The sequence below is a fragment of the Pseudomonas violetae genome, from assembly GCF_023072615.1.
GTDB classification, from domain to species: Bacteria; Pseudomonadota; Gammaproteobacteria; order Pseudomonadales; family Pseudomonadaceae; genus Aquipseudomonas; species Aquipseudomonas violetae.
Window position 1 is genome coordinate 1 of record NZ_JAKNRW010000004.1, and the last position, 21,687, is coordinate 21,687.

Below are 21,687 nucleotides of genomic sequence, written 5' to 3' on the forward strand. Positions count from 1 at the left end.
AATTGCTTGATTCAGTTGTTAAAGAGCGGTTGGTTAAGATCTTTCGTCTCAACCGAGGCGCGCATTCTACAGCAGCCTCATTTGCTGTCAAGTGATTATTTTCAGAAGTTTTCCAAGTTTCCTTAGTAACTTCAACCACTTGCGCTTTCGATCTCTCGTTAGCGGGAGGCGAATTCTACAGCGTTACACGCTGCTGTCAACACCTCTTTTTCAACTTCTTTTGCGCTTCGATGACCTGAAGCAACTCGCTGTCGAAAACTTCATAACTCATTGTTTACCAAGGAGTTTTCCGTTTCGACTGCGCCGGAAGTGGGGCGAATTATAGACATCTGAAATCTGCCGTCAAGCACTGTTTCTGCTTTTCGATCAATTACTTACGTAAAGGCCTTAAATGCACCTTTTCTTCTATATAAAGCATGCGTCTATATAGAAGGAATGGCTCAGAGCACCCCAGCCTCCTTGAGGGCGGCCACGGCACCGGCATCCAGCCCCAACAACCGCTGCAGCACCTCCAGCGTGTGCTCACCCAGCAAAGGCGGCGCAGTACGGTATTCTACCGGCGTCTTGGACAGACGAATCGGGCTCGCCACTTGCGGCACCATGCCAGCGAGCACATGGGGCAACTCTATGGCCAGCCCACGCGCCTTCACCTGGGGATCGGCAAACATCTGCGCCAAGTCATTGATCGGCCCGCACGGCACGCCGGCCTGCTCCAACTGCAACACCCACTCGGACGTGGTCTTGAATACCGTCGCCTGCCGAATGAGAGGAATCAGCACGGCACGATTTGCAACACGCAGTTTATTAGTAGCGAAGCGCGGATCATCTGCCCACTGAGACTGACCCGCCACCTCGGCGAACTTGCGGAACTGCCCATCGTTACCCACGGTCAGGATGAAATCTCCATCCGCTGTAGGAAAATCCTGATAAGGCACGATGTTCGGATGGGCATTGCCCAAGCGCTTGGGTGCGTTACCGGTAGTCAGGTAGTTCATCGCCTGGTTAGCCAGGCAGGCCACCTGCACATCCAGCAATGCCATATCAATGTGCTGGCCGCCACCACTATGATCCCTATGCGCCAGCGCCGCCAAAATGGCGACGGTCGAGTAGAGCCCGGTCAATATGTCGGTCAACGCGACGCCAACCTTCACCGGTCCCGCACCCTCGTCGCCCTCGGGTCGCCCGGTCAGGCTCATCAATCCGCCAAGACCCTGGATCATGAAATCGTAACCAGCGCGCTTGGCATATGGGCCGGTCTGGCCAAAACCGGTGATCGAGCAATAGATCAGGTTGGGATTGATCGCCTTGAGTGACTCATAGTCCAGGCCATAAGCAGCCAGCCCCCCGACTTTGAAGTTCTCGATTAGGATGTCCGACTTGGCCGCCAGGTCGCGCACCAGCTGCTGCCCTTCAGGGCGAGTGAAGTCGATCGTCACCGATTGCTTGTTGCGATTGGCGGACAAGTAATAAGCCGCCTCGCTAGTGTTCTCGCCATAGGCGTCTTTAAGGAAAGGAGGCCCCCAGGCGCGCGTATCATCACCATTGCCCGGACGCTCAACCTTGATCACTTCAGCGCCAAGGTCGGCGAGGATCTGCCCGGACCAAGGTCCGGCCAACACTCGTGACAAATCCAGTACCCGCAAATGCGAAAGCGCGCCCATGGCCGTTCTCCTATTAATAGAACGCCTGAATGCCAGTCTGCGCGCGACCGAGAATCAGCGCATGGACGTCATGCGTGCCTTCGTAGGTGTTCACCACTTCCAGGTTGACCAGGTGCCGTGCAACGCCGAATTCGTCGGAGATACCGTTTCCGCCCAGCATGTCACGAGCCATGCGCGCGATATCCAGGGACTTGCCGCAGGAGTTGCGCTTCATCATCGAGGTGATCTCGACGGCTGCAGTGCCTTCGTCCTTCATGCGACCCAGACGCAGGCAGCCTTGCAATGCCAGAGTAATTTCGGTCTGCATGTCGGCCAGTTTTTTCTGGATCAACTGAGTCGCCGCCAAAGGACGCCCGAACTGCTGACGGTCCAGGGTGTATTGACGAGCGGTGTGCCAGCAGAACTCAGCCGCACCCAGTGCGCCCCAGGAAATGCCATAGCGGGCGGAGTTGAGGCAGGTGAATGGGCCTTTCAAGCCGCGCACGTCCGGGAAGATGTTCTCTTCTGGAACGAATACGTTGTCCATGACGATTTCACCGGTGATCGATGCCCGCAGGCCAACCTTGCCGTGGATCGCCGGAGCGCTCAGGCCTTTCCAGCCCTTCTCGAGCACGAAACCGCGGATATCGCCGGCATCGTCCTTGCCCCAAACCACGAAAACATCAGCGATCGGGCTGTTGGTGATCCACATCTTGCTACCGGTCAGGCTGTAGCCACCTTCGACCTTGCGAGCCCGAGTGATCATGGCACCCGGGTCGGAACCATGATTAGGCTCGGTCAGGCCGAAGCAACCGATCCACTCACCCGATGCCAATTTCGGCAGATACTTCTGTTTCTGTGCCTCGGTGCCGAATTCGTTGATCGGTACCATGACCAGCGAGGACTGCACACTCATCATCGAACGATAACCGGAGTCGACGCGCTCGACTTCACGAGCGATCAGGCCGTAGCTGACGTAGTTCAGGCCGCTGCCGCCATATTGCTCAGGGATGGTCGCGCCCAACAGACCCACTTCACCCATCTCGCGGAAAATCGCCGGGTCAGTCTTCTCATGGCGGAAAGCTTCCAGAACACGCGGCGCCAGCTTCTGCTGAGCAAATTGCTCGGCAGTGTCACGAATCATGCGTTCTTCTTCAGTGAGCTGTTGATCCAGCAGCAGCGGATCGATCCAGTTGAAGCTAGCTTTACCGGCCATGAGCAAGTCCTCTCGAAAAGAGTCAAATAACGTGGACTGATCCTAGGCCTGCTCAGGCTTCACGGCAAACGAGGATTTTGCATACTGTTGTGCTAATTTCTCACTCCGTAACATCGCCAATGTCGATCCATGATCTGGATTAGTGAGGTTGAGGTACATGCGCAGGAAGATCCCCAGTACAACCGCCCTGATCAGCTTTGAAGCGGCAGCGCGCCATGAGAGCTTTACCAAGGCCGCCCAGGAACTTTCCCTGACTCAGGGCGCCATTTGCCGACAGATTGCCAGTCTTGAAGAGTTCCTCAGTGTCGAACTGTTCCGACGCTCTCGACGCGGAGTGAAACTTACCGAGGCCGGTCTTTCCTATAGCCGGCGAGTGGCCACCCAACTGGACGCGGTTGAGCGCGATACCTTGTCGGTGATGGGCCAGCAAGGCGCCAACGTCATCGAGCTCGCCGTGGTTCCGACATTCGGCACGCAGTGGCTGCTGCCTCGCCTGAAGGACTTCCAACACAAACATCCGGAAGTGACCGTCAACCTGACTAACCGGACCCGGCCCTTCCTGTTCGCCGACACGGATTTCGATGCGGCAATCTACTTTGGCGACGCCGATTGGTCAGGTACTGAGTCCCACAGGCTTATGGGTGAAAACCCAATGCCCGTGTGCAGCCCGCACCTGCTTGGAAATAAGGACTCGCTGACGCCCACAGAGATCGCGGAGCTACCGCTACTGCAACAGACCACCCGCCCTTATGCCTGGCGCCATTGGTTCAATTCGCAGAGCCTTAATATCCCAAGGGACATGACAGGACCGCGCTACGAGCTATTCTCCATGCTCGCCCAAGCGGCGATGCACGAGATGGGGGTTGCGCTGATTCCGCCGTTCCTGATTCAGCGTGAATTGACGGAGAAACGCCTGGTGATTGCGAACCCGAATGCGCTGTCGAGCATCAAGGCTTATTACCTGATGATTCCAGAGCGAAAGGTTGAATCGGCCTCTTTAAGGGCTTTTCGCGATTGGCTGGTCAATCAAGCGCAGGGCTATAGCCTCCAGTCCTAGAGGCTTACAGCGATTAGCTGACCTCGTAGTCAGATAATTAAAAGCCCTACAGATATAAGTAATTGTCGCATTTACGCAGACTGTACTTAAAGGATGCACAATCGTGCCACAAGCACCTGAAGTCGTGGCCTTGAGGCGATATTTCCACGCAATAACCGCTCATTCACCTGACTCATGCGCAAAATCCAGTTTTTCCATAAAATACTCTGCACGCCCCGGTTATCAAGGCTTGAGCCCGAATGCTTGCGACATTCGGTCACGGGGTGACTTGTAGTTAATTTTCCGTCACGCATCATAATCCCTTGAAGGGTGTAAAGTTCGCCTGCAAAATGCCGCGCCCCGCCCTGATTTGGCGGGATCGTGCTGATCGGCCGCCCCAGCTCGCACCATCCGAAGTGCCTGGGTTTACTCAATAAGATCACGCAGGAGATTTGACGTGCACATTGGTGTTCCTCTCGAAACCCAGACGGGTGAAACACGGGTTGCTGCAACCCCGGAAACCATCAAGAAGCTGATCGGCCAGGGTCATAAGGTCACTGTGCAAAGCGGCGCCGGCATCAATGCCAGTGTTGTCGACAGTGCCTATGAAGCGGCAGGCGCGATTATTGGCAGTGCCAATGATGCGTTTGGTGCCGAACTGATTCTCAAGGTGGTCGCTCCCAGCGACAGCGAACTCGCTTTGATGAAAAGCGGAACCGTTGTGGTGGGCATGCTCAACCCGTTCAGCAATGAAACCATTGCCAAGCTGGCCGAGTGCGGCATTACCGCGTTTGCGCTGGAAGCGGCGCCACGCACCTCTCGGGCCCAGAGCCTGGACGTGCTGTCCTCCCAGGCAAACATCGCCGGCTATAAAGCCGTGTTGCTGGCCGCTCACCACTATCCGCGCTTCATGCCAATGCTGATGACTGCAGCCGGCACCGTAAAAGCGGCGCGGGTGCTGATTCTCGGCGCTGGCGTGGCAGGCTTGCAGGCGATTGCCACAGCGAAACGTTTGGGTGCAGTGATCGAAGCGTCTGATGTGCGTCCTGCGGTTAAAGAGCAGATCGAATCCCTCGGTGCCAAGTTCGTTGAAGTGCCATACGAAACCGATGAAGAGCGCGAATGCGCCGTCGGTGTCGGCGGTTACGCCCGGCCTATGCCTGCAAGCTGGATGCAGCGTCAGGCCCTGGCCGTTCACGAACGCGCCAAGCAAGCAGACATTGTCATCACCACCGCACTGATTCCGGGCCGCAAGGCACCGACGCTGCTGAGCGCGGAAACCGTGGCGCAGATGAAGCCAGGCTCGGTGGTCATCGACCTTGCAGCCGCCCAAGGCGGCAACTGCCCGCTCACCGTGGCGGACCAGGTGGTCGTCGAGAATGGCGTGACCATTTGCGGCCCGACCAATCTGGCCGGCGCGGTCGCGGCGGATGCTTCAGCACTTTACGCACGCAATCTGCTGGACTTCCTGAAGCTGGTCTTCAACAAGGAAGGCCAGTTCGAGATCAACCTCGAAGACGACATCGTCGCCGCGTGCCTGATGTGCCGCGACGGCCAAGTCATCCGCAAAAACGCCTAAGCAGGGATTCAGACGATGGAAGAGCTTATCTCCCCCGGTATCTACAACCTGATCATCTTCGTGCTGGCGATTTATGTCGGTTACCACGTGGTCTGGAACGTTACTCCTGCACTGCACACACCCCTGATGGCAGTGACTAACGCCATCTCGGCGATCGTGATCGTTGGTGCCATGCTGGCTGCGGCGCTCACCGTGACCCCACTGGGCAAGACCATGGGCACCCTGGCCGTGGCCCTGGCGGCAGTCAATGTGTTCGGTGGCTTTCTGGTCACCCGCAGGATGCTTGAGATGTTCAAGAAAAAAGCCCCGAAAGTCGTAAAAGAAGAGGCGCCCAAGTAATGAGCATGAACCTTGTAACGACGCTCTACTTGATCGCGTCCATCTGCTTCATCCAGGCCCTCAAAGGCTTGTCCCATCCGACAACCTCCCGACGCGGCAACCTATTCGGCATGCTCGGCATGGGCCTGGCTATTCTCACCACAGTTGGCCTGATCTATAAGCTGGGGGCTGAGCTCGCCACCGCCGGCATCGGCTACGTGATTGTCGGCCTGTTGGTCGGCGGCACCGCCGGCTCAATCATGGCCAAGCGCGTTGAAATGACCAAGATGCCGGAACTGGTCGCCTTCATGCACAGCATGATCGGCCTGGCAGCGGTATTCATCGCCATCGCAGCGGTGGTCGAGCCGCAGTCCCTGGGCATCGTCAAGCAACTGGGGGACTCGATTCCTGCGGGCAACCGTCTTGAACTGTTCCTGGGCGCAGCTATCGGTGCAATCACCTTCTCCGGTTCGGTCATCGCATTCGGCAAGCTTTCCGGCAAGTACAAGTTCCGCCTGTTCCAGGGTGCACCTGTACAGTTTGCTGGCCAGCACAAGCTGAACCTGGTGCTGGGGCTGGCAACGCTGGCCCTGGGCATCACCTTCATGCTAACCGGCAACCTCGGCGCCTTCGCGCTGATGCTGGCACTGGCTTTCGTCCTGGGCGTGTTGATCATCATCCCGATTGGCGGCGCGGACATGCCGGTGGTGGTATCGATGCTCAACAGCTATTCGGGCTGGGCTGCTGCAGGTATCGGTTTCTCGCTGAACAACTCGATGCTGATCATCGCTGGCTCGCTGGTGGGTTCGTCCGGTGCAATCCTCTCGTACATCATGTGCAAGGCGATGAACCGTTCGTTCTTCAACGTATTGCTCGGTGGTTTTGGCAACACGGTAGACGCAGGCCCAGCAGGCGCCAAGGAAGCTCGTCCGGTCAAATCCGGTTCGGCTGACGACGCAACCTTCCTGCTGACCAACGCCGATACCGTGATCATCGTGCCTGGCTACGGCCTGGCGGTAGCTCGCGCGCAGCATGCGCTGAAAGAACTGACCGAGAAGCTCACCCATCGCGGCGTGACGGTGAAATACGCCATTCACCCAGTGGCGGGCCGGATGCCTGGGCACATGAACGTATTGCTGGCCGAGGCCGAAGTGCCTTACGACCAGGTGTTCGAGATGGAAGACATCAACTCCGAGTTCGGCCAGGCCGACGTGGTGCTGGTGCTCGGGGCGAACGATGTGGTCAACCCGGCGGCGAAGAACGACCCAAAATCGCCAATTGCCGGCATGCCGATCCTCGAGGCGTTCAAGGCCAAGACCATCATCGTCAACAAACGCTCGATGGCCAGTGGTTATGCCGGCCTCGACAACGAATTGTTCTACCTCGACAAAACCATGATGGTGTTCGGCGACGCCAAGAAAGTTATCGAAGACATGGTTAAAGCGGTCGAGTAAACCTGCTTCAGCGCAATACCCCAAACCTCAGCCTTTAGTAGGCTGGGGTTTTTTATTGTCTGTGAAGACGCCCGTCAGCCCGACCAAAGGCCCTAATTCAGCGGTCTGCATTCGACCATGGTAGCGGGAGGATTTTTTTGGAAATCACTAAACTGCACACCTTGCTTCCGTTGCCCGAGATAACAATCCATGTACCGTGATCGTATTCGTTTGCCTTCGTTGTTGGATAAGGTGATGAGCGCAGCTGAAGCTGCCGCTTTGATTGAGGACGGCATGACCGTCGGCATGAGCGGCTTCACCCGCGCCGGCGAAGCCAAGGCCGTGCCCCACGCACTCGCCGAACGCGCCAAAATCTCTCCGTTGAAAATCACCTTGATGACCGGCGCCAGCCTGGGCAACGACCTCGATAAGCAGCTCACCGAGGCCGGTGTACTGTCGCGGCGCATGCCGTTCCAGGTGGACAGCACCCTGCGCAAGGCGATCAACGCCGGCGAGGTGATGTTCATCGACCAGCATCTTTCGGAAACCGTCGAGCAACTGCGCAACCAACAGCTCAAGCTGCCGGATATTGCCGTCATCGAAGCCGTAGCGATTACCGAACAAGGCCATATCGTTCCGACCACCTCGGTAGGTAACTCGGCCAGCTTCGCGATTTTCGCCAAACAGGTTATCGTCGAGATCAACCTTGCACACAATCCAAACCTGGAAGGTCTGCACGACATCTATATCCCGACCTATAGGCCGACCCGCACGCCCATCCCGCTGGTAAAGGTCGATGACCGCATCGGCAGCACTGCCATCCCGATCCCGCCGGAAAAGATCGTCGCGATCGTCATCACCAATCAATCCGACTCGCCATCCACCGTCTTGCCACCGGACGTGGACACCCAGGCCATCGCCGATCACTTGATCGACTTCTTCAAGCAGGAAGTCGCTGCCGGGCGCATGACCAACAAGCTTGGCCCCCTGCAGGCTGGCATTGGCACAATTGCCAACTCGGTGATGTGCGGCTTGATCGATTCGCCGTTCGAAGACCTGACGATGTATTCGGAAGTCCTGCAGGATTCAACCTTCGACCTGATCGACGCCGGCAAGCTGAGCTTTGCTTCGGGCAGCTCAATCACATTGTCAGCCCGTCGCAACAGTGATGTGTTCGGCAACCTGGAGCGCTACAAGGACAAACTGGTCCTGCGCCCTCAGGAAATATCCAACCACCCGGAAGTGGTACGCCGACTGGGGATCATTGGCATCAACACGGCCCTCGAGTTTGATCTGTACGGCAACGTCAACTCCACGCATGTCTGCGGCACGCGGATGATGAACGGCATCGGCGGTTCCGGCGACTTTGCCCGCAATGCCCACCTGGCAATCTTTGTGACCAAGTCAATTGCCAAGGGCGGCGCGATCTCCAGCGTAGTGCCCATGGTCAGCCACGTTGACCATACCGAGCACGACGTCGACATCCTCGTGACCGAAGTTGGCCTCGCAGACCTGCGCGGCCTTGCCCCCAGAGAACGGGCACGGGTCATCATCGACAACTGCGTGCACCCCGACTACCGCAAGGCGCTGGATGACTACTTCATAGCGGCCTGCGCCATCGGCGGGCATACCCCACATATCCTCCGTGAAGCCCTGAGCTGGCATATGAACCTGGAAGAAACCGGGCGCATGCTTGCTGTGTAAATAGTACAGATGGCCGCTGGCGCAAACACAGTTTCGCCAGCAAGCTATCGCGAACACCTAATCTGTTTAAAACTGTACTACTGTACTGGTCAATTCCTACAGAAAATCCCCCTCCCGACTGCCAAGACCAACACAATCGCACCACTTTAGTGCCGACAAGTACAGTTGCTTCAATTTAGACCAGTACACCACCTATTAACAGTTAACTGGTACCTCACAATACAGTTGAACTGTATCTACAGGGACTGGCCAAACGAGAGGATCATTGGCATCAGTTAAACCACTACCTAATCCCGCCACAAGCGGAAGGATGTCAACCATGGAACGTACACTCAGTTCCGAACTGTTCTTCGAAGATACCGCTGCAAAAACCCAGGCTTCGATGCCTCTTCGCGTTATCGCCAACCTGATGTTGTGGCAGCGCCGCATCTCCAGCCGCCATCAACTGGCTCGCCTGGATTCGCGTCTGCTGGCTGACGCCGGGATTAGCGAAGCACAACGCTACGAAGAGCTGAGCAAGCCGTTCTGGCGCTAAGTAGCGTCGCTGGCTCTGACCTTCAGGGTCCACCGCCAGCAACTCGAATTGCACAAACAAGACCCGTCGCCGGAAACCGCGACGGGTTTTGTCGTTTCAGGGTCGACAAAAGAACGAACCAGTACAGTTTTTTATAAAATTAATTAGACCGGTACACTCTGCGCGTGACCAATATTGGCTGTTCGAATCCGCCTTCCCCGGCCTAATATCCAAACGGAACGTGGCGAATGCTGCAAAACAGACGTCCGATTCAATAAGCCACCTCTCAATCGGTTTTTATAGGAGTTACACCATGTCCCGTCTTCGTCTGCTCAGCGCCGCAGCCCTGCTCGCCGTGGCTGCCAATTCCCACGCCACTAGCTTCATCGTGACCACCGATGCCGTTGTCGGCGCACTGAAAGCTACTTCCGATGCGACTTCCGACGTCACCTCCTCCTTTCGCGACGATAAGATTGTCCGTGCCGCTCGCGATGACGCTGCCAGCTTCGTAGCCAGTGAAGGTTCGATCCGTGGCGTGAAGCTGGAAAGCGCGCTGGACCACATTCGCCACCAGGCGCCTCAGCTGAACGCAACCGATGCACAGCTGGCACAAGCCATCCTGACCATCTGACTCGACTGACTGACATGGGGTACGCAAGACGTATCCCATTATTTCAACGCTGGCTCTAAAACAGGCATTACGCTAGCCTTCTGACTCGTTTATCAGCTATCGAGCCTCATGCGTTTTCTTTCAAATCTGTTGATCACTCCGGTATTAATGGCTATCGGCTGGTCGGGATCTGCCCAGGCTTACGACGCCTTCAACCTGTCCACCCAAGGCATCGTCGCCAGCGGCTATGCCACAAGCATGGTGACCTCGGCACCCTTCGACCGTAAGCTACTGCTCGCTGCACAGGATGACGCTGCCACCTTTATCGCCACCGATGGGGCATTGCGAGGAGCGCGACTGGAGTCCGCACTGGTTTATTTGCGCCATACCCGGCCAAAACTTCATGCAAGCGACCTTGAACTGGCGCAGGCAATTCTCGTCCAATAGTTATCCTCGTACTTCCGGAGTCGTTCCATGCGTAACCCGCTGATTGCCGCCACCCTTGGCCTGTTGTTGTTAGCCGATATGGCCCAGGCGCAAACCCTGGTAGCCACCAGTAACATCGTCATTCGTGCCAGCCAGCGCACGCTTGATTTCACCTCGGACACCACCACGTCGATCCGTGATTCGAAAATTGTCCGTGAAGCCCATGACGATGCCGCCAGTTTTGTTGCCAGCGATGGCAACATCCGCGGTGCACACCTTGAAGCGGCTTTCGATACCTTGCGCACCCGTGTGCCCGAAGCGCGTGGCGCCAGTGACCAGGTTCTCGCCGAAGCCATCCTCGCACTGTGAGGTCGGTAGGCGCCTGGCTGCTGGCCGGGGTCGTGTTGCTGCTCGGCAACACGGCCCAGGCTGACCTGCAATTACGGCTCAAGACCTCAGGCCTGAGCCCCGCGCAACAACAGGCCAGCCAGGCGCTCCTTGATGAAGCCATGCAGGCGCTACCGCCACGCTTCATCCAGCAACTTGACCGCCGCATCGACGTCGGCTGGACCGACGACATGCCCGCCAACGCCTACGGCCAGGCGTCACTGGTTTCCGAACTCGACCTGAACCGCAATCTGCTCGACAGCCTCACGGACGGCAGCGCCGCGAGCAAAAAGACCTATCGCCCCCACGGCACTGTGCGCCGGGAGATACTCGCGACGGTGTTGCACGAACTCACCCACATCTATGACCGCTCACGTCTGTGGACGGGAGCCGAACGCACGCTGATCCAGCGCTGCACCCGGCGTAACAGCAGTACCGGACTGGTCGGCATGCCGGACGAGTGTCGCGGCCAGAACGACCGACGCTTTACCATCAGCGACGATCCACGCCTGCTCGACCTAGCTGGCTGGCAACAATATGTCGGTCGTCGTGGGGAGCGCGAGCAGCACAATCGCCAGATCGCGCGCAGCCCGGACATCTACGAGACCAGCAGCCCGAAGGAATTCGTGGCGGTCAACATGGAGTATTTCCTCCTCGACCCGAGCTACGCCTGCCGTCGCCCCGCACTCTATCGTTATTACCAGAAACACTTCGGTTGGGCCCCTACCGCCAGGGACACCTGCGCCAAATCCTTTGCCTTCCTCAATGCAGGCAACGATTTCGCCAAGCAACCCCTGGGTCAGGTAGACCCGGAGCGGGTTTACGCAGTCGACTATCTACTGGCCGAAGCCAATCAGAACTGGGTCAGTCGCTGGGGCCACAGCATGTTGCGCCTGGTGATCTGTGCGCCGGGTCGACCGCGGGGGCCGGATTGCCGCCTGGATCTTGATCAACACCTGGTGCTGTCGTACCGCGCCTTCGTCGGTGACGTGCAACTGTCGAGCTGGGACGGGCTGGTCGGGAAATACCCGTCGCGCCTGTTCGTGCTGCCGCTGGCCCAGGTGATCGACGAATACACCAAGACCGAGCTGCGCAGCCTGGCCTCGATTCCGCTCACCCTGTCACGCAACGAGATCGAAGAGGTGGTCGAGCACGCGGCCGAGATGCATTGGAGTTATGACGGCAACTATTTCTTCCTGTCCAACAACTGTGCAGTCGAAGGGCTGAAACTGTTACGCAGTGGCACTAACAACAAGCAACTGGTTGGCCTTGACAGCATCATGCCCAACGGATTGCTGGAAGTGCTGAAGGGTCGCGGACTGGCGGATACCAGCGTCCTTGATGATCCGCGCGAAGCCTTGCGCCTGGGGTATCGCTTCGACTCATTCCGCGACCGCTACCAGGCGATGTTCGAGGTGCTGAAAAAGCACTTGCCGATCAAGCAGGAGAACGTTGAGGACTGGCTGGCGCTCAAGGCTCAAGAGCGGCGCCAATGGATCGAGCAGGCGGACCTTCGCACCAGTGCCGCGCTGCTTCTACTGGAGCAGGCTGCGTTCCGGCAACAATTGGTGCTGGCGCAGGATGAGGTCAAGCAACGTTATCTGGGCGCACGGGAATTGAAGAACGGCGGCATGGAAAAGGCCAACGCTACACTGCAACAGATTCTTGCCAACAGCGGCTTCCTCAGCCGGCCGGCCGAACTGCTCGGTACAGGCGGCTACGGATTGCCCCAGCCAAGCGAGTGGCAACGACTGGAATCGGAAAGCAGCCTTCGCCAGAAACAGCTTCAGGTGCTAACCGGCGATCTGGACAAGGAAGTCAGAGCCCTGCTGGACCCGGCTCGGGCCGCCGAGATGGCGGAGAACGAGGCCAACCTGAAGCAGGTTGGCGAGCATTTGCGCCAATTGCACAAGGCAGCTGGCGGACTGGAGCTGCCCTGATGCACAGGAGGGGAGTTACAAAACCCCCTCCAGAATTTCATAAACAATACCCGTCCCCACGGCGATCAGCACAATGTCACCACCGGCAAGGCGCCATTCGTAACCGGGGTAATGCGGCAGCCGACCCAAAGCCCTTTTGTCCAGGCGCTCGCCGTAGTAACCCCGTGGTAACGGCCGACCACGTTCCAGATGGATGCCATGCGGTGGTGGCGCACCCCGCACGAAATAGCTGTGGTTATCCCGGATGGTCTGACGAATCGGACCGAAATCCCGTGGCGGTGGACCGCCGCGACGGTTGTCCTGCGGACCTCGGTGTTCGTCACCGCGATTGTTTGCGTGATTGTCGTTATGGCTCTGCTGCGGGCCGCCTCGGTCGTGATCGTCGCGCTGATCTGCGTTCGCACTCAGCAACGGGGTGGCACTGAGCATCAGCACGCCTAAGCTGGCAATCAAACGTTTCGGCATTTTCATCTGGTCAATCCTCACTGCACAAACAGCAAAAAGGGCTTCAGAACGCAGTCCTGAAGCCCTCGGTCTTGCTGATTAGTCTGTGCCGCGAAGCTCAAATTCCTCTGTAAAAGGAAATTTACTCTCAGCTGACACGGGCCTTACGAACGCCTTCCGACAAAGCTGCGCAAAGGCTCAACACACCATCGATCGCCTGGTCAGGTGTCGAGGCATTGGCAATGTGATCGATCAATGCCGAACCCACCACGACACCGTCCGCAAGACGCGCAATCGCTGCAGCCTGCTCTGGCGTACGGATCCCGAAACCAATGCTGATCGGCAGGTCGGTATGGCGGCGCAGACGAGCAACGGCTTCCTCCACATGCTCCAGGGTCGCCGCGCCAGCACCGGTCACACCAGCCACTGACACGTAGTAGACGAAACCAGAGCTGCCGTTCAGCACCGTTGGCAGACGCACATCATCGGTGGTCGGCGTAGTCAGGCGGATGAAGTCCAGGCCCGCGGCCTGTGCCGGGTAGCACAACTCACCGTTATGCTCAGGTGGCAGATCAACCACAATCAAACCATCCACACCGGCGGCTTTGGCGTCTTCAATGAACTGCGGCACGCCATACATGTGGATCGGGTTGAAGTACCCCATCAACACCAGCGGCGTATCGGTATTGCCTTCACGAAATTCGCGCACCATCTGCAGGGTTTTCGCCAAGTTCTGTTTGGCACCCAAGGCGCGGATGTTCGCCAGCTGGATCGCAGGGCCGTCGGCCATTGGGTCAGTGAACGGCATGCCCAGTTCGATGACGTCGGCACCCGCACCTGGCAGCCCCTTGAGGATCGCCAGTGACGTGTCATAGCTCGGGTCACCGGCGGTCACGAAGGTCACCAGGGCAGCGCGATTCTGTTCCTTGAGTTCGGAAAAACGGGTTTGCAGGCGGCTCATCAGTGTTTCTCCTGCTGGGATTGCATGTTTTCGGACTGTTCCATGTGGTGCATCACGGTCTGCATGTCTTTGTCGCCACGGCCGGACAGGTTGACCACCATCAAGTGATCTTTTGGCAGCGTTGGCGCGCGCTTGAAGACTTCAGCCAGGGCGTGGGCGCTTTCCAGTGCAGGAATGATCCCTTCCAGGCGGCAGCATTTATGAAATGCGTTGAGGGCTTCGTCGTCGGTCACGGAGGTGTACTGCACGCGGCCGATCTCATGCAACCAAGCGTGTTCCGGACCGATACCGGGATAGTCCAAGCCGGCGGAAATCGAGTGAGCGTCGATGATCTGGCCGTCATCGTCCTGCAGCAGGAAGGTACGGTTGCCGTGCAACACACCAGGAACCCCGCCATTCAGGCTCGCCGCGTGCTTGCCGGTTTCGATACCGTGGCCGGCCGCTTCGACGCCGATGATTTCTACACTCTGGTCGTCGAGGAACGGGTGGAACAGGCCCATGGCGTTGGAACCACCCCCGATGCATGCGACCAGGCTGTCTGGCAGGCGGCCTTCCTGGGCCTGCAGCTGGTCTCGGGTTTCCTTGCCGATGACAGCCTGGAAATCACGGACCATGGCAGGGTAAGGGTGCGGGCCAGCAACCGTACCAATCAGGTAAAAAGTGTTGTCGACGTTGGTGACCCAGTCACGCAGCGCTTCGTTCATTGCGTCTTTCAAAGTCCCGGTACCCGCGACGACTGGAATGACTGTGGCGCCCAGCAGCTTCATGCGGAACACGTTGGCTTGCTGACGCTCGATGTCAGTGGTGCCCATGTAGATCACGCAATCCAGACCAAAACGCGCAGCTACCGTGGCAGTCGCTACGCCGTGCATGCCGGCACCGGTCTCGGCAATGATGCGTTTCTTGCCCATACGCCGCGCCAGCAGGATCTGGCCGATGCAGTTGTTGATCTTGTGCGCACCGGTGTGGTTCAGCTCCTCGCGCTTCAGATAAATCTTCGCGCCGCCACAGAATTCAGTGAGACGTTCGGCGTAGTACAGCGGGCTCGGACGTCCGACGTAGTCACGCTGGAAGTAGGCCAGCTCTTCCTTGAATGCCGGATCTTCCTTGGCCAGTTCATATTCACGTGCCAGGTCGAGGATCAACGGCATCAAGGTTTCAGCAACGTAACGGCCGCCGAAGCCGCCGAACAGGCCGCTGGCATCGGGGCCACTGCGCAGATTGGTCTGGGTCATGAGTTGCTCCAGTTGAATTCGTGTGATGACAATGACGCTAACTTTACCCCTGACGCCCCGAACTGAAAACCGATAAGATCGCCACAACCTGTCAGGAAAACTCACATATTCCATGAGCCATGACCTTCCTCCGCTAAACGCCCTGCGCGCCTTCGAGGCCACTGCCCGCCTGAACAGTGTGAGCCAGGCTGCCGAACAGTTGCACGTCACCCATGGAGCCGTCAGCCGGCAATTGAAGGTGCTTGAGGAGCATCTGGGAGTCAGTCTGTTCATCAAGGACGGCCGCGGCTTGAAACTCACAGATGCAGGAATTCGGTTACGCGATACCAGCAGTGAAGCGTTCGAGCGCTTGCGCACGGTTTGCGCAGAGCTGACGCAGAGCACCGCCGATGCGCCTTTCGTGCTTGGCTGTTCGGGAAGCCTGTTGGCCCGCTGGTTCATTCCGCGCCTGGGTCGACTGAACGCGGACCTGCCGGACCTACGTCTGCACCTCTCAGCGGGCGAAGGTGATCTCGATCCGCGGCGTCCCGGGCTGGATGCCTTGCTGGTTTTCGCCGAGCCACCCTGGCCGGCCGACATGCAGGTGTATGCCTTGGCAAATGAGCGAATCGGCCCGGTGATGAGCCCGCGGTTCGCCGGTTATGCAAAATTGCAGGATGCCCCGGCCAACGCACTGCTCAGCGAGCCGTTGTTACATACCACTTCGCGCCCGCAAGCATGGCCGAGTTGGGCGCAGCAATGCGACCTCGACGCCAGGGCGCTGAATTATGGGCAGGGTTTCGAGCATCTGTATTATTTGCTGGAGGCGGCGGTAGCGGGGCTTGGTGTGGCAATTGCACCCGAACCACTGGTGGTCGAAGACTTGAAGGCGGGTCGCCTGGTTGCGCCATGGGGTTTCACTGAAACGGCGGCGCAACTGGCGTTGTGGTTACCCAAGCGCGCCGCGGATGGACGCGCCAGGCAGTTGGCGCAGTGGCTTAAAAACGAACTGCGCCAGGCAGATTAGTCGCCACGCTTGCACAGCAGATAGGCTGCCAGCAAACCCAGAGCACCCACAGCGACACCGGCGGTGGTCCAAGGGTGCTCCTGAGCGTAGTCACGAGTGGCAATCCCGGTTTCACGGGTTTTGACTTTGACTTCTTCGTAGGCGTCGCTGAGCAGGTGCCGCGAGTGTTTCAGCGCGTTCTCAGCGTTGGCTTTCAAAACTTTCAAGGTTTTGCGCGACTCGTCCGAGGCGTCGTCCTTCAGACTTTCCAAAGACTTCAGAAGACTCTCGATCTCGGCTTCCATGCTTTGCAATGAGGCTTTACGTAAAGAGGTATTGGCCATGGTGGCTCTCCTGCATTGATGATGAGTGGCGTGTGTAGGTTGGGACTACAGCGGTTTGAGAAAGTGCAGTAAATCTGAACTTCTGCATTGAGTTGACCGACAGAAGTAATACGAAAATTCACTGCTAGTCTGTATTTAATACCCCAAGGAGAACACCATGACTGATCACCATACGTACAAGAAAGTCGAGCTGGTCGGCTCATCTACCAGCAGCATCGAAGACGCGATCAACAACGCACTGGCCGAAGCCAGCAAGACCATCAAGCACCTGGAATGGTTTGAAGTGACCGAGACCCGTGGGCATATCGAGAACGGGCGGGCCGCGCATTTTCAGGTAACACTTAAGGTCGGCTTCCGGATTGCCAGCAGCTGAGTTTGAGCTAGTCTTCTGAACTTGCGCGCTGGCCGAATGCCATAGGGAATGGCAAAAGCGCTACATGCGTGCACCCCTGTGAAACCTGGGTGCCCCTAATAATCCGACCAGAGGATGCATCCGATGAAGAAGTTTATTTTGGCGGTAGGTTTGTTGAGCCTCGCCAGTACAGCATTCGCCGCAGGGAAACCGTGCGAAGAGCTGAAAGCCGAAATCGCCGCGAAGCTCGATGCCAAGGGCGTTTCTGGTTACTCACTGGAAATCGTCGATAAAGGCGCTTCGGCTGGCGGCAAAGTTGTTGGCACCTGTGAAGGCGGCGCCAAGGAAATCGTCTACAAAAAGTAGGCTGGTTGCGGTGCACTGAAAGCCGACGCAAGGGCGTCGGCTTTTTTACGGCTGGAGTGTGAGTATCAGCCTTTCATGACCTGCGCCAACAATTCGTAGGAATGCACGCGATCAGCATGTTCGTACAGGTCGCAGGTGAAGATCAGCTCATCCGCCTGGGTCTGCTCGATCAACACCTCCAGTTTGGCGCGAATTTTCTGCGCACTGCCTACCATTGCCAGGCCGAGGAAATCACCAACTGCCTCCTTCTCATGCGGCAGCCACAGACCGTCCATTGTTTTTACCGGCGGACGCTGCACAAGGCTCTGACCACGCATCAGCGCGAGGATTCGCTGGTAGACCGAGGTCGCCAGGTAATCGGCTTGCTCGTCGGTATCCGCAGCCACCAATGGCACGCCGAGCATCACGTAAGGCTTGTCCAACACCGCTGAAGGCTTGAAGTGATTGCGATAGACGCGAATCGCCTCATGCATGAAGCGCGGGGCGAAATGTGAAGCGAAGGCATAGGGCAAACCGCGCTCACCGGCCAGTTGCGCACTGAACAGGCTCGACCCCAGCAACCACACCGGAACGTTTGTACCTGTGCCAGGCATGGCAATGATGCGTTGATCCGGCGTGCGGGGGCCAAGGTAACGCAACAGCTCCGCCACATCAGCCGGGAAATCGTCGGCGCTGCCGGAGCGCTCTCGGCGCAAGGCGCGGGCGGTCATCTGATCGGAGCCGGGCGCACGTCCCAGGCCGAGGTCGATACGGCCAGGATAAAGACTTTCCAGGGTGCCGAATTGTTCGGCGATCACCAGCGGCGCGTGGTTGGGCAGCATCACGCCGCCGGAACCGACACGAATGCTCGAGGTACCACCTGCCAGGTAACCCAGCAAAACCGAGGTTGCCGAGCTGGCGATGCCATCCATGTTGTGGTGTTCGGCAACCCAGAAGCGGTTATAGCCGAATTTTTCGACGTGCTGCGCCAAATCGAGGGCATTACGCAAGGACTGGGCCGCACTGCCATTTTCCCTTACAGGTACCAGATCCAGGGTCGAAAATTTTACATCGGTCATTCGTTTCATAAACCTGCTTCTCCAATCGGGGGGAGCAGGTTTTTTCTTGCGAACGAAAACCTGCTGAATCCATAAGCGTGTTTCATGCAATGAGGGCATATACCCGAGTTTCAATAGCCAACACAAAAAAACCTACGGAAACGGTAGGACTTTGCAGATCGGGTGAACTTTGCACCTGCGTCTATCCTCAGAACCCTAGCAACCGAAAACCACGAAGGCGCGACGATTCGCGCCCGATCTTGAGGAGGCAGACATGGCTATCACAAAGAAAGCATCGGCTCATTGGGAAGGTGACCTGAAAACCGGTATCGGCTCGATTTCCACGGAAACCGGGGTACTGCGCGAAGCCCCTTATGGCTTCAAGGCCCGATTCGAAGGCGGTAAAGGTACCAATCCGGAAGAGTTGATCGGCGCAGCCCATGCAGGCTGTTTCTCCATGGCATTTTCGATGATCCTCGGCGATGCAGGGCTCAAGGCTGACAGCATCGATACCAATGCCGAAGTGACTCTGGATCAGGTTGAGGGGGGGTTCGCGATCACTGCGGTGAAATTGATCCTCAAGGCCAAGATCCCGGGGGCAACCCAGGAGCAGTTCGAAGAACTGAGCAACAAAGCCAAAGAAGGCTGCCCGGTTTCCAAAGTGTTGAATGCGAAAATCACTTTGGATGCGACCCTGGTCAGCTAAATCTGCCCAGTTGGGACAACGATCGCAGCCCGCAGACGCTTTTACCCAGGAAGAAGCGGTCATGGGCTGCGATCTTTTTTGTCCTGAAACAAAACCAGCCAGGTCAAACTGTGGTCGAATAAATGACAGCAGCTTCAGCGCACGACCGTGCGCGCTGCCGGAAAAGGAGCTTCACATGAAACGTTTTGCCTTGGCGATCATCTTCGGTGTACTGGCAACTTCGGCCATGGCGGCGCCCAAGGATTGCGAAGAACTCAGGAAAGAGATCGAGATCAAGATTCAGGCCAATGCCGTGCCTTCCTACACGCTTGAAATCGTGTCCAAGGAAGAAGCTGAAAAGCATGACATGGCAATGGTCGTAGGTACCTGCCAAAACGGTACTAAAGCCATCGTGTACCAAAGAAACGATAACTGATCCGACTCACATCAGGCAGTTGACCTGCCGGTCTTCAGCCACAATCTCCCGCTTGGCGTTATACAACCTGGCACTGGGGGTAAATGCCAGATTCCTGGCTTCCAGCAGATAACGCTGGCCAGCCTCAAAGTGGTCGTAGTTGATGGTCAGATAACACAGACGCTCCACCGGCCCGGTCATCAGGCTCCCGCCGCCGCCAAACACTTCGAAGTCAAAACGCACCAGTAGCTCATGGCTACCGGGGGCGACCTGGTAATAGCGGCCATCGCGCAACCGCTGGTTATCCAGGCGCTCGGCCATCAGCAACTTGCCACCGGGACTCGGCGTTGCAAAGTCTATCCACGCCATCTGCGGGTTGACGGCTGGCATCGGGCTTTGGCAACCGGCGACGAAACTGGCGGCGAGCAACAGCAGCAACCTGCGCATAATGAATGTCCTTGAGCCTGGACATTCAGCATAGCGCCGATCAAGTGCGCTGACAGCCTGCCGGTGTGCCTTGGCCTATCACTTTGCGCTGCTGGTCGTAAAGTTTGGCCCATGGCCGGAAGCCGATGTTCCCCGCTTGCAACTGATAACGTTCGCCAGCGTTGAAACCCTCGAATTTCACATTCAGTCGGCAATCACGCCACAGTGGCTCGGCGTCAGGACCAATGTTGGTAGGGTTCACTGGGAACTGATAACGCACGGTCAATTCATGGCTACCGGGCTGAACCTCGAAATAACGCTTGTCAGTGGACGCTTTGGCGTCGACTTGCAGAGCTTGCAGCGCGGTGTCTTCCTGCTGCGAGTCGAGGTCAATCCAGGCCTGTGATGGGTCGTGATGGGGCAATCCGAAACCAGCACAGCCTGTCAGCATCAACAGGCCGCCCGTCAGCATCAATTTGCGCATAGCGGAGCTCCAGTGCGGCGGGATAGTCTTGCGGGCAGACTTTCCAGGAAATATTTTATTTTGATCAGGCCTTTTCCAAGCCATGGGTTACTTGATCGCGTATTCCGCATTTTGTTTCCGGGCGGGTTGCTTTTGTTGCTCAACGGCTGCGCCAGCGTCAGCTATTACAGCCAATTGGCCAGCGGACAGTTGCAGCTGCTGCGCTCTCGGGAGCCAGTGTCGGAGGTAATCGCCGATCCACGGCGCGACCAACAGCTGCGTGCACATCTGACCCAATCGCAAAAGGCTCGGTCGTTTGCCAGCGATCAACTGTACCTGCCGGACAACCAGAGTTACCGGCTGTATGCCGACATCGATCGCCCGTTTGTGGTCTGGAACGTGTTCGCCACCCCGGAATTTTCCCTGGCACCGCAAAATCACTGCTTTCCGATTGCCGGCTGCGTGGCCTATCGCGGTTACTACAGCCAGGGTGCCGCCCGCGGCGAGGCAGCTTTGCAGCGACTGCAAGGTATGGACGTTTCAATTGGCGGCGTCGAGGCGTATTCGACGCTCGGCTGGTTCAACGACCCGATCATCAGCTCCATGATGAATTGGGGCGACGAGCGGCTGGCAACGTTAATCTTCCACGAGCTCGCCCATCAACGTCTTTATGTAAAAGACGACACCGAGTTCAACGAGTCGTTTGCAACATTCGTAGAGCATGAAGGCACCAAACAATGGCGCGCCTTCCGTCACCTGCCGGCAGATAACGACACACAAGCCCAGCAACGTGACCAATTCATCGAACTGGTCCTGGCTACCCGCTCGCGACTCGAACAGCTGTACACCTTGCCCCTCCCGCCCGAACAGATGCGCCAGCGCAAGGCGGCCGAATTCGAACGGTTACGCGGTGAATACCGCAGGACCCGCGACAGTCAATGGGCGGGAGACAAACGCTATGACCCCTGGATCAACGCCCCGATGAACAACGCTCGGCTGCTGCCATTCGGTTTGTATGATCAATGGGTGCCGGCGTTCGAGGCGTTGTTTCGGCAGGCCGGTGGGCATTGGGCGTCTTTTTACGCGGCCGCCGAGAAGCTTGGAGCACTGCCGGTGGAAGAGCGTAAGGCGGCGCTGAAGGCGCTGGCAGGGTCCTGAAACATCTCTGCAG

At 57.6% G+C, this 21,687-nt stretch carries 25 protein-coding genes; 16 read left to right on the forward strand and 9 right to left on the reverse strand.

The genetic code is table 11. From position 1 onward, the window contains the following. Positions 1-440: 440 nt before the first annotated feature. Positions 441-1,661 carry a CaiB/BaiF CoA transferase family protein gene (locus L9059_RS06600; RefSeq protein ID WP_247289474.1) on the reverse strand — a complete coding sequence of 407 codons (1,221 nt, stop codon included), beginning with the start codon at positions 1,659-1,661 and terminating at the stop codon, positions 441-443. A gap of 13 nt (positions 1,662-1,674) precedes the next feature. After that, complete coding sequence (locus L9059_RS06605; protein ID WP_247289475.1) at positions 1,675-2,856, reverse strand: acyl-CoA dehydrogenase; 1,182 nt, start codon at positions 2,854-2,856, stop codon at positions 1,675-1,677. 157 nt (positions 2,857-3,013) lie between these two features. On the opposite strand from L9059_RS06605, the gene L9059_RS06610 reads away from it, so the two are divergent. From L9059_RS06610 to L9059_RS06655, 10 genes are all read left to right on the forward strand, one after another. Then, entirely contained in the window at positions 3,014-3,913 is a 900-nt protein-coding gene (locus L9059_RS06610) for a LysR family transcriptional regulator (protein ID WP_247289477.1), read from the forward strand. Between the two features lie 436 nt (positions 3,914-4,349). Next, the gene (locus L9059_RS06615; protein ID WP_247289479.1) at positions 4,350-5,471 is read left to right on the forward strand and encodes a Re/Si-specific NAD(P)(+) transhydrogenase subunit alpha; all 1,122 of its coding nucleotides are present in this window, start codon (positions 4,350-4,352) and stop codon (positions 5,469-5,471) included. A 15-nt stretch (positions 5,472-5,486) separates the two neighbouring features. Beyond that, entirely contained in the window at positions 5,487-5,810 is a 324-nt protein-coding gene (locus tag L9059_RS06620) for an NAD(P) transhydrogenase subunit alpha part 2 (protein ID WP_007947884.1), read from the forward strand. Further along, positions 5,810-7,243, forward strand: a complete 1,434-nt coding sequence (locus tag L9059_RS06625; RefSeq protein WP_247289481.1) for an NAD(P)(+) transhydrogenase (Re/Si-specific) subunit beta — start codon at positions 5,810-5,812, stop codon at positions 7,241-7,243. The genes L9059_RS06620 and L9059_RS06625 overlap by 1 nt, the downstream gene beginning before the upstream one ends. Positions 7,244-7,432: 189 nt before the next feature. Next, entirely contained in the window at positions 7,433-8,926 is a 1,494-nt protein-coding gene (scpC, locus tag L9059_RS06630) for a succinyl-CoA:acetate CoA-transferase ScpC (RefSeq protein WP_247289483.1), read from the forward strand. Positions 8,927-9,245: 319 nt separating this feature from the next. After that, positions 9,246-9,461, forward strand: a complete 216-nt coding sequence (locus L9059_RS06635; protein WP_007902752.1) for a DUF1127 domain-containing protein — start codon at positions 9,246-9,248, stop codon at positions 9,459-9,461. 292 nt (positions 9,462-9,753) lie between these two features. Continuing rightward, positions 9,754-10,071 carry a DUF2388 domain-containing protein gene (locus L9059_RS06640; protein ID WP_045059072.1) on the forward strand — a complete coding sequence of 106 codons (318 nt, stop codon included), beginning with the start codon at positions 9,754-9,756 and terminating at the stop codon, positions 10,069-10,071. A 108-nt stretch (positions 10,072-10,179) separates the two neighbouring features. Continuing rightward, complete coding sequence (locus tag L9059_RS06645; RefSeq protein ID WP_247289486.1) at positions 10,180-10,497, forward strand: DUF2388 domain-containing protein; 318 nt, start codon at positions 10,180-10,182, stop codon at positions 10,495-10,497. Between the two features lie 27 nt (positions 10,498-10,524). Next, entirely contained in the window at positions 10,525-10,845 is a 321-nt protein-coding gene (locus L9059_RS06650) for a DUF2388 domain-containing protein (RefSeq protein ID WP_247289488.1), read from the forward strand. Further along, positions 10,842-12,803: a DUF7844 domain-containing protein gene (locus L9059_RS06655; RefSeq protein ID WP_247289490.1), complete on the forward strand. Its 1,962-nt coding sequence runs from the start codon at positions 10,842-10,844 to the stop codon at positions 12,801-12,803. Before L9059_RS06650 ends, L9059_RS06655 begins: the two co-directional genes overlap by 4 nt. Positions 12,804-12,818: 15 nt before the next feature. Here the strand turns inward: L9059_RS06655 and L9059_RS06660 are convergent, their stop codons facing one another. The 3 genes from L9059_RS06660 to trpB all read right to left on the reverse strand — a co-directional run bounded on the left by L9059_RS06660 (position 12,819) and on the right by trpB (position 15,443). Next, complete coding sequence (locus L9059_RS06660; protein WP_247289493.1) at positions 12,819-13,274, reverse strand: anti-virulence regulator CigR family protein; 456 nt, start codon at positions 13,272-13,274, stop codon at positions 12,819-12,821. 121 nt (positions 13,275-13,395) lie between these two features. Beyond that, positions 13,396-14,208: a tryptophan synthase subunit alpha gene (gene trpA, locus L9059_RS06665; protein WP_247289495.1), complete on the reverse strand. Its 813-nt coding sequence runs from the start codon at positions 14,206-14,208 to the stop codon at positions 13,396-13,398. Then, entirely contained in the window at positions 14,208-15,443 is a 1,236-nt protein-coding gene (trpB, locus tag L9059_RS06670; protein ID WP_247289497.1) for a tryptophan synthase subunit beta, read from the reverse strand. The genes trpA and trpB overlap by 1 nt, the downstream gene beginning before the upstream one ends. A gap of 112 nt (positions 15,444-15,555) precedes the next feature. On the opposite strand from trpB, the gene L9059_RS06675 reads away from it, so the two are divergent. Continuing rightward, positions 15,556-16,449 (forward strand): LysR family transcriptional regulator, encoded by an 894-nt coding sequence (locus L9059_RS06675; protein ID WP_247289499.1) that lies wholly within the window; start codon positions 15,556-15,558, stop codon positions 16,447-16,449. Here the strand turns inward: L9059_RS06675 and L9059_RS06680 are convergent. Then, a complete protein-coding gene (locus L9059_RS06680; protein ID WP_247289501.1) occupies positions 16,446-16,772 on the reverse strand; it encodes an ElaB/YgaM/YqjD family protein in 327 nt (108 codons plus the stop codon). The two genes, L9059_RS06675 and L9059_RS06680, sit on opposite strands and share 4 nt — an antisense overlap. Before the next feature lie 157 nt (positions 16,773-16,929). Between L9059_RS06680 and L9059_RS06685 the strand changes: the two genes are divergently transcribed. Both L9059_RS06685 and L9059_RS06690 read left to right on the forward strand, forming a co-directional pair. Continuing rightward, a complete protein-coding gene (locus L9059_RS06685) occupies positions 16,930-17,145 on the forward strand; it encodes a dodecin (RefSeq protein WP_247289503.1) in 216 nt (71 codons plus the stop codon). Positions 17,146-17,268: 123 nt separating this feature from the next. Further along, positions 17,269-17,490, forward strand: a complete 222-nt coding sequence (locus L9059_RS06690) for a DUF1161 domain-containing protein (RefSeq protein ID WP_247289505.1) — start codon at positions 17,269-17,271, stop codon at positions 17,488-17,490. A gap of 65 nt (positions 17,491-17,555) precedes the next feature. Here the strand turns inward: L9059_RS06690 and L9059_RS06695 are convergent, their stop codons facing one another. Beyond that, positions 17,556-18,557 carry an LLM class flavin-dependent oxidoreductase gene (locus L9059_RS06695; protein WP_247289507.1) on the reverse strand — a complete coding sequence of 334 codons (1,002 nt, stop codon included), beginning with the start codon at positions 18,555-18,557 and terminating at the stop codon, positions 17,556-17,558. A gap of 244 nt (positions 18,558-18,801) precedes the next feature. On the opposite strand from L9059_RS06695, the gene L9059_RS06700 reads away from it, so the two are divergent. Together L9059_RS06700 and L9059_RS06705 are read left to right on the forward strand one after the other, a co-directional pair. Further along, positions 18,802-19,233, forward strand: a complete 432-nt coding sequence (locus tag L9059_RS06700) for an OsmC family protein (RefSeq protein ID WP_247289509.1) — start codon at positions 18,802-18,804, stop codon at positions 19,231-19,233. Between the two features lie 175 nt (positions 19,234-19,408). Continuing rightward, entirely contained in the window at positions 19,409-19,648 is a 240-nt protein-coding gene (locus L9059_RS06705) for a DUF1161 domain-containing protein (RefSeq protein WP_247289512.1), read from the forward strand. Positions 19,649-19,654: 6 nt separating this feature from the next. Here the strand turns inward: L9059_RS06705 and L9059_RS06710 are convergent, their stop codons facing one another. After that, on the reverse strand, positions 19,655-20,074 hold the full coding sequence (locus tag L9059_RS06710) for a PA0061/PA0062 family lipoprotein (RefSeq protein ID WP_247289513.1): 420 nt from the start codon (positions 20,072-20,074) through the stop codon (positions 19,655-19,657). A 40-nt stretch (positions 20,075-20,114) separates the two neighbouring features. Then, the gene (locus tag L9059_RS06715; protein WP_247289515.1) at positions 20,115-20,537 is read right to left on the reverse strand and encodes a PA0061/PA0062 family lipoprotein; all 423 of its coding nucleotides are present in this window, start codon (positions 20,535-20,537) and stop codon (positions 20,115-20,117) included. A 60-nt stretch (positions 20,538-20,597) separates the two neighbouring features. On the opposite strand from L9059_RS06715, the gene L9059_RS06720 reads away from it, so the two are divergent. Beyond that, on the forward strand, positions 20,598-21,674 hold the full coding sequence (locus L9059_RS06720) for an aminopeptidase (protein WP_247289517.1): 1,077 nt from the start codon (positions 20,598-20,600) through the stop codon (positions 21,672-21,674). Positions 21,675-21,687 lie beyond the last annotated feature (13 nt).

Coding starts and splice junctions, on each gene's coding strand:
- L9059_RS06710 (WP_247289513.1), bottom strand. CDS start 20,074: ATGCGCAGGTTGCTGCTGTTGCTCGCCGCCAGTTTCGTCGCCGGTTGC.
- L9059_RS06625 (WP_247289481.1), top strand. CDS start 5,810: ATGAGCATGAACCTTGTAACGACGCTCTACTTGATCGCGTCCATCTGC.
- trpA (WP_247289495.1), bottom strand. CDS start 14,208: ATGAGCCGCCTGCAAACCCGTTTTTCCGAACTCAAGGAACAGAATCGC.
- L9059_RS06640 (WP_045059072.1), top strand. CDS start 9,754: ATGTCCCGTCTTCGTCTGCTCAGCGCCGCAGCCCTGCTCGCCGTGGCT.
- trpB (WP_247289497.1), bottom strand. CDS start 15,443: ATGACCCAGACCAATCTGCGCAGTGGCCCCGATGCCAGCGGCCTGTTC.
- L9059_RS06635 (WP_007902752.1), top strand. CDS start 9,246: ATGGAACGTACACTCAGTTCCGAACTGTTCTTCGAAGATACCGCTGCA.
- L9059_RS06690 (WP_247289505.1), top strand. CDS start 17,269: ATGAAGAAGTTTATTTTGGCGGTAGGTTTGTTGAGCCTCGCCAGTACA.
- L9059_RS06685 (WP_247289503.1), top strand. CDS start 16,930: ATGACTGATCACCATACGTACAAGAAAGTCGAGCTGGTCGGCTCATCT.
- L9059_RS06620 (WP_007947884.1), top strand. CDS start 5,487: ATGGAAGAGCTTATCTCCCCCGGTATCTACAACCTGATCATCTTCGTG.
- L9059_RS06645 (WP_247289486.1), top strand. CDS start 10,180: ATGCGTTTTCTTTCAAATCTGTTGATCACTCCGGTATTAATGGCTATC.
- L9059_RS06660 (WP_247289493.1), bottom strand. CDS start 13,274: ATGAAAATGCCGAAACGTTTGATTGCCAGCTTAGGCGTGCTGATGCTC.
- L9059_RS06705 (WP_247289512.1), top strand. CDS start 19,409: ATGAAACGTTTTGCCTTGGCGATCATCTTCGGTGTACTGGCAACTTCG.
- L9059_RS06700 (WP_247289509.1), top strand. CDS start 18,802: ATGGCTATCACAAAGAAAGCATCGGCTCATTGGGAAGGTGACCTGAAA.
- scpC (WP_247289483.1), top strand. CDS start 7,433: ATGTACCGTGATCGTATTCGTTTGCCTTCGTTGTTGGATAAGGTGATG.
- L9059_RS06715 (WP_247289515.1), bottom strand. CDS start 20,537: ATGCGCAAATTGATGCTGACGGGCGGCCTGTTGATGCTGACAGGCTGT.
- L9059_RS06695 (WP_247289507.1), bottom strand. CDS start 18,557: ATGAAACGAATGACCGATGTAAAATTTTCGACCCTGGATCTGGTACCT.
- L9059_RS06605 (WP_247289475.1), bottom strand. CDS start 2,856: ATGGCCGGTAAAGCTAGCTTCAACTGGATCGATCCGCTGCTGCTGGAT.
- L9059_RS06650 (WP_247289488.1), top strand. CDS start 10,525: ATGCGTAACCCGCTGATTGCCGCCACCCTTGGCCTGTTGTTGTTAGCC.
- L9059_RS06610 (WP_247289477.1), top strand. CDS start 3,014: ATGCGCAGGAAGATCCCCAGTACAACCGCCCTGATCAGCTTTGAAGCG.
- L9059_RS06600 (WP_247289474.1), bottom strand. CDS start 1,661: ATGGGCGCGCTTTCGCATTTGCGGGTACTGGATTTGTCACGAGTGTTG.
- L9059_RS06680 (WP_247289501.1), bottom strand. CDS start 16,772: ATGGCCAATACCTCTTTACGTAAAGCCTCATTGCAAAGCATGGAAGCC.
- L9059_RS06675 (WP_247289499.1), top strand. CDS start 15,556: ATGAGCCATGACCTTCCTCCGCTAAACGCCCTGCGCGCCTTCGAGGCC.